This window comes from Streptomyces sp. NPDC017529, assembly GCF_044329785.1.
In the GTDB taxonomy this organism is placed as follows: domain Bacteria; phylum Actinomycetota; class Actinomycetes; order Streptomycetales; family Streptomycetaceae; genus Streptomyces.
The window spans coordinates 91725-97724 of record NZ_JBIRJY010000022.1 but is presented as its reverse complement, the minus strand read 5'-3'; the positions used below and the strand labels follow the sequence as shown (position 1 = coordinate 97724).

Here is a 6000-nt window from a genome sequence, read left to right as displayed (position 1 = left end):
TAGATGTCGCAATCCACACCGAGCCAGAAGGCCCTCACCTCGTTCAAGCACCACTCCAGGCGCGTCGCCTGTCACCAACGTCCCGGGACAGCACACCTAGGCGCAGGACGCGCACCCCCACCCGGTAAAAAATGAATCACGCGTCGACAACGGGAGAGAACGTGAGCGAAGCGGCAGAGGCAGATCCGTTCGGGACGGCTCGGCTGCGGCGGGGGGTGCTCGATGCCTGGGCGGCCTCGCCGGCCCGGTTCCGGGAGGATGCGAACGCCGAGGAGGACCTCGCGCTCGGCGGGTACCGGGACCGGCTCGTCGTGGAGCTGGCGCAGAACGCCTCGGACGCCGCCGGCCGCGCCGGCGTGCCCGGGCGGCTGCGGCTGACGTTGCACCCGGCGCGCGGTAACGACCCGGCCGTGCTGGTCGCCTCCAACACCGGTCTGCCCATCGACGCCACCGGCGTCGAGTCGCTGGCCACGCTGCGCGCTTCCGCCAAGCGCGAGACCGAGGCCGCGGTGTCCGTCGGCCGCTTCGGTGTCGGGTTCTCGGCGGTGCTCGCGGTCAGTGACGAGCCCGCGCTGATCGGCCGCACCGGCGGCGTCCGCTGGTCGCTGGCGGAGGCCCGCGAGCTGGCGAGCAAGGTCGCGGCGCACAGCCCGGGGCTGGGTGGTGAGCTGCGCCGCCGCGACGGCCACGTACCGCTGCTGCGGTTGCCGCTGCCTGCCGAGGGCTCCGCGCCGCAGGGGTACGACACCTCCGTCGTGCTGCCGCTGCGTGACGGTGCGGCGCACGAGCTGACGGTGCGGCTGCTGGCGGGTATCGACGCGGCGCTGCTGCTGACGCTGCCGGGCCTGGCGGAGGTCGTGATCGAGTGTCCGGACGGCGTGCGGGAGCTGAGGCGGCGTCAGGAGGGCGCGTACGTCGTCATCGAGGACAGCGAGCGCGGTTCCTCGCGCTGGCGGGTGGCGAGCGAGAGCGGCGCGCTGGACGCGGCGCTGCTGGCCGACCGCCCGGTGGAGGAGCGGCTGCGGCCGTTCTGGGCGGTGACCTGGGCGGTGCCGGTGGACGAGGAGGGCGCGCCGGTGCGTCCGGTGACGGCGCCGGTCGTGCACGCGCCGACGCCCACCGACGAGCCGCAGGGCCTGCCGGCGCTGCTGATCGCTTCGTTCCCGCTGGAGCCGACGCGGCGGCGGGTCGCTCCGGGTCCGCTGGCGGATCATCTGGTGCGGTGTGCGGCCGAGGCGTACGCGACGATGCTGGCCGGCTGGCAGCCGGTGTCGGCGGGGACGATCGATCTCGTACCGGGGCCGTTGGGCAAGGGGGAGCTGGACAACGAGCTGCGGCGGCTGGTGTTGGAGCTGTTGCCGCGGGTGCGTTTCCTGCCGAGCGCGGCGGCGCCTGCGACGGGTGTGGAGCTGTCGCTTGAGGCGGTGCCGGGTTCGTCGGGGCCGGACGAGCTGGCTCCCGGTGAGGGGGGCGGCTGGGGCGGTGCCAGGGGCGAGGAGGACGCGTTCGTCCTGCGGCCGGTGGACGCTGAGCTGGTCGAGGGGGCCGGGGCGGACACGGTCCGTGTCTTGGCGGAGCTGTTCCCGAGCCTGCTGCCCGCGGGGCTGGAGCGGCGGTCCGAGCTGCGTGCGCTGGGGGTGGCGCGGGTGCCGTTGGGTGAGGTGGTCGACCGGTTGGCGGGTGTGGACCGGTCGCCCGCGTGGTGGTGGCGGCTGTACGACTCGCTGGCCGGTACGGATCCGGAGCGGCTGAGCGGCCTGCCGGTGCCGCTGGCCGGGCCCGCGGGGGAGGACGGGCGGGCGGCGCGTACGACCATCGGGCCGCGGCAGGTGCTGCTGCCGTTGCCGGACGGTGACGGCGGCGACGCGGAGCGGCACGGGACGCTGGCCCGGCTGGGGCTGAAGGTGGCGCACCCCGACGCGGTGCATCCGCTGCTGGAGAAGCTGGGCGCCACTCCGGCGACCCCGCGTGCCGTGCTGACGACGCCTCAGGTGCGGGCGGCGGTCGCGGGCTCCCTGGACGCGGAGGAGGACGACTACGCCTTCGGGTTCGACGGCGGGCCGGGCGGGCTCGGTGGTGAGGAGCTGGCGGAGACCGTGCTGGGGCTGGTGCGCGACGCACACCTGGCGCCGGGTGACGAGCCGTGGCTGGGCGCGCTCGCGCTGCCGGACGAGGAAGGGGAGCCGGCGCCGGCGGGCGAGCTGGTGCTGCCGGGGAGTGATTTCGAGCGGGTCATGCGGGAGGGCGAACTCGCGAGGGTCGACGCGGGGTTCGCGGAGCGCTGGGGGGAGCAGCCGCTGACCGCCGTGGGCGTGCTGGCGGGGTTCGCTCTCGTACGCGCCCCTGACGTGGTGCTGGACCCGGACGAGCTGGAGCCGCGCGACGGCGACTTCACCGAGCCGGACGACGTCGGCGTGCTGGACGCGGTGGACGTGTGGTGCGAGGACGTCCTCGACGGGCTGCCGGAGACGCCGGTGCCGCCGGTCGCGACGGAGATCGTGGCCGTGCGGGACCTGGATCTCGTGGACGACGACGCGTGGCCGCAGGCGCTGGCGATGCTGTCGCGGCCGCCGCTGCGGGACGCGCTGACCGCGCCCGTACGGGTGCTGCTGCCGGACGGTACGACCGAGCTGGTGCGGCCGTACACGGCGTGGTGGCTGCGCGGGCACCCCGTGCTCGGCGGCCGCCGGCCGGCCGGGCTGCGTGCCGCGGGCGGCGATCCGCTGCTGGCCGGGCTGTACGAGTCGGCGGACGCGGGCGGGGTGGACGCCCAGGTGCTGCGGGCCCTCGGCGTACGGACCTCCGTGGCCGCGCTCCTGGAGGAGCCGGGTGGCGCGGCCGAGCTGCTGGGCCGTCTGGCGGACCCGGCGCGGGAGGTGGACTCCGCGCAGCTGCACGCGCTGTACGGGGTGCTGGCCGACCTGGACCCCGAGCAGGTGACGCTCCCCGACGAGCTGCGGGCCGTCGTCGACGGCGAGGTCCGGGTGGTGGACGCGTCCGAGGCGGTGGTCGCGGACGCGCCGGACCTGATGCCGCTGGCGGCCGGGCTGCCGCTGCTGCCGGTGACTCCCGGGCGCGCCGCGGAGCTGGCGGAGCTGTTCCAGGTACGGCGGCTGAGCGAGGTCTTCGCGGCGCCGGTGGCCTCGGAGGGCAGCCGGCACGAGGTCCCGGAGCCGGTGCGTACGCTGCTCGGTCCGGGCACGCCTGCCGTGTACGTCGAGCACGAGGAGCTGACCGTCGAGGACGGCACCGAACTGGACTGGCGCTGGACACCGGACGGCACGCTGCACGCGGCCACGCTGGAAGGTGTGGCGGCCGGTCTCGCCTGGGCCGCGGGCCAGTGGCCCCGCCGCTTCGAGACGGCGGCCCTCCTGGAGGATGTGGACCGGGCGGAGGAACTGGCGGAAGCCCGCTGGTTCGACTAGGCGCCGGGCGCCGCGGCCCGGCCGTAGACGCTCGCTTGAGCGTCCGCTGCACCGCCGGGCCGCGCCGTCGAGGTGTCGCGCCGTCGCGGAAGACCGCCGACGTGGCCGGCCTACGCCGGGAAGCGCCGCCCCACCACCCGCCAAGCGACCTCCAGGAGCGCCGCTGCCGTCACCGCTATGCCCACCGCGGCCCACGGCATCGTCGTGCCCACGAGTTTCAGGTCGAAGAAGTTCTGGAGCCAGGGGACGACGAGGACGATCAGGAAGCCGAGGCCCATGGCCAGGACCAGGCCGACGCGCCACCACGTGTACGGGCGGGCGATGATCGCCAGGACCCACATGGCGCTGAGGAAGAGGGTCAGCGTGGCCGCGCTGGTCTCGGCGGGCAGGGCGTCCGGGCCGGTGTAGTGGCTGCGGGCCAGGAGGTACGTGGCGAAGGCGGCGAGGCCGACGATCAGGCCGGAGGGGACCGCGTAGCGCATCACCCGCCGTACGAAGTGCGGCTTGGCGCGTTCCTTGTTGGGGGCGAGGGCCAGGAAGAAGGCGGGGACGCCGATGGTGAGGGTGGACAGCAGGGTGAGGTGCCGCGGCAGGTACGGGTACGGGATCTGGCAGCAGGCGACGAGGATCGCGAGCAGGACCGAGTAGACGGTCTTGGTCAGGAAGAGGGTGGCGACGCGGGTGATGTTGCCGATCACCCGGCGGCCCTCGGCGACGACGGACGGCAGCGTCGCGAAGCTGTTGTTGAGCAGCACGATCTGGGCGACGGCCTTGGTGGCCTCGCTGCCGGCGCCCATGGAGACGCCGATGTCCGCGTCCTTGAGGGCGAGGACGTCGTTGACGCCGTCGCCGGTCATCGCGACGTTGTGGCCGCGCGCCTGGAGCGCGCCGACCATGTCGCGCTTCTGCTGTGGTGTGACGCGGCCGAAGACCGCGCCCTCTTCCAGGACCTTGCCCATCTCCTCCCGGTCGGCGGGGAGCTTGCGGGCGTCCACGGGGGACTCGGCGCCGGGCATGCCGAGCTTGCCGGCCACCGCGCCGACCGACACCGCGTTGTCGCCGGAGATGACCTTCGCCTGGACGCCCTGTTCCTCGAAGTACCGCAGGGTGTCCATCGCGTCGGGCCGCAGCCGCTGTTCGAGGACGACGAGGGCAGTGGGGCGTACGTGGTCGGCGACGGAGGGGTCGTGCAGGTCCTGTTCGGCACGGGCCAGCAGGAGGACGCGCAGGCCCTGGGCGTTGAGGTCGTCGATTTCGGCGAGGGCGTCGTCGCCGGAGGGCAGGAGGACGTCGGGGGCGCCGAGCAGCCAGGTGGCGCTGTCGCCGTCCGGGCCTTCGAGGGCCGCGCCGCTGTATTTGCGGGCGGAGGAGAAGGGCAGCGCGTCGATGGACCGCCAGTGGTCGTCGGCCGGGTAGGCGTCGATGATCGCCTGGAGGGAGGCGTTGGGGCGGGGGTCGGACGCGCCGAGGGCGCCGAGGACCTGCTTGAGGTGGCCCTCGTCCGTGCCGCCGAGCGGCCGCAGGTCGCTGACGTCCATGCCGCCCTCGGTGAGGGTGCCGGTCTTGTCGAGGCAGACGACGTCGACGCGGGCCAGGCCCTCGATCGCGGGCAGCTCCTGGACCAGGCACTTCTTGCGGCCGAGCCGGATCACGCCGATCGCGAAGGCGACGGAGGTGAGCAGGACCAGGCCCTCGGGGATCATCGGGACGATGCCGGCGACCATCCGGCGCACCGCCTCGTCGCCCGGCATGTTCAGGGTGAACAGGTGGCTGAGGATGAGGCCGATGGCGGTCGGCACCATCATCCAGGTCACGTACTTGAGGATCTGGCTGATGCCGCTGCGCAGCTCGGAGTGGACGAGGGTGAAGCGGGACGCCTCTTCGGCGAGCTGGGCCGCGTATGCCTCGCGTCCGACCTTCGTGGCGGTGAACGCGCCGCCGCCGGCGACCACGAAGCTGCCGGACATCACTTTCTCGCCGGGCTGTTTGACCACCGGGTCGGCCTCGCCGGTCAGCAGCGACTCGTCGATTTCCAGGCCGTCGCTCTCCAGGACCTCGCCGTCGACGATGACCTTGTCGCCGGGGCCGAGTTCGATGACGTCGCCGAGCACCACCTCGGAGGTCGGGATCTCGGCGGCCTGCCCGTCGCGCCGTACGGTCGGCTTGGACTCGCCTATGACGGCGAGGCTGTCCAGGGTCTTCTTGGCGCGCAGCTCCTGGATGATGCCGATGCCGGTGTTGGCGACGATGACGAAGCCGAACAGGCCGTCCTGGATGGGCCCGACGATCAGGATGATCACGAAGAGGACGCCGATGATGGCGTTGAAGCGGGTGAAGACGTTCGAGCGGACGATGTCGGTGGTGGAGCGCGAGGACCGTACGGGGACGTCGTTGACCTCACCTCTGGCCACCCGCTCGGCGACCTCGCCGGTGGTCAGCCCGCGGTGGGCCGGCTCGGTGGCGGCCCCCGGCGCGGCCCCGGCGGCGGATCCGTTCGCGGCCCCGTCGTCCGGCTCGGGTCCCTCGACTTCGGTCTTCGCCCGCTGAGTCATGCCTTCGACGGTACGGGCGGACC

The 6000-nt window shown here is 73.7% G+C and carries 2 protein-coding genes; one reads left to right on the top strand and one right to left on the bottom strand.

Annotated features, from left to right (window positions below):
- Positions 1-131: 131 nt before the first annotated feature.
- Positions 132-3425 carry a sacsin N-terminal ATP-binding-like domain-containing protein gene (locus ACH4K4_RS33620; protein WP_398172733.1) on the top strand — a complete coding sequence of 1098 codons (3294 nt, stop codon included), beginning with the start codon at positions 132-134 and terminating at the stop codon, positions 3423-3425.
- A gap of 110 nt (positions 3426-3535) precedes the next feature.
- On the opposite strand, the gene ACH4K4_RS33615 is transcribed toward ACH4K4_RS33620, so the two are convergent.
- Positions 3536-5977 (bottom strand): HAD-IC family P-type ATPase, encoded by a 2442-nt coding sequence (locus ACH4K4_RS33615; RefSeq protein ID WP_398172731.1) that lies wholly within the window; start codon positions 5975-5977, stop codon positions 3536-3538.
- Positions 5978-6000: the final 23 nt, after the last annotated feature.

Excerpts from the sequence above, each read along its gene's own strand:
- ACH4K4_RS33620 (WP_398172733.1), top strand. The coding sequence starts at position 132 with ATGAATCACGCGTCGACAACGGGAGAGAACGTGAGCGAAGCGGCAGAG.
- ACH4K4_RS33615 (WP_398172731.1), bottom strand. The coding sequence starts at position 5,977 with ATGACTCAGCGGGCGAAGACCGAAGTCGAGGGACCCGAGCCGGACGAC.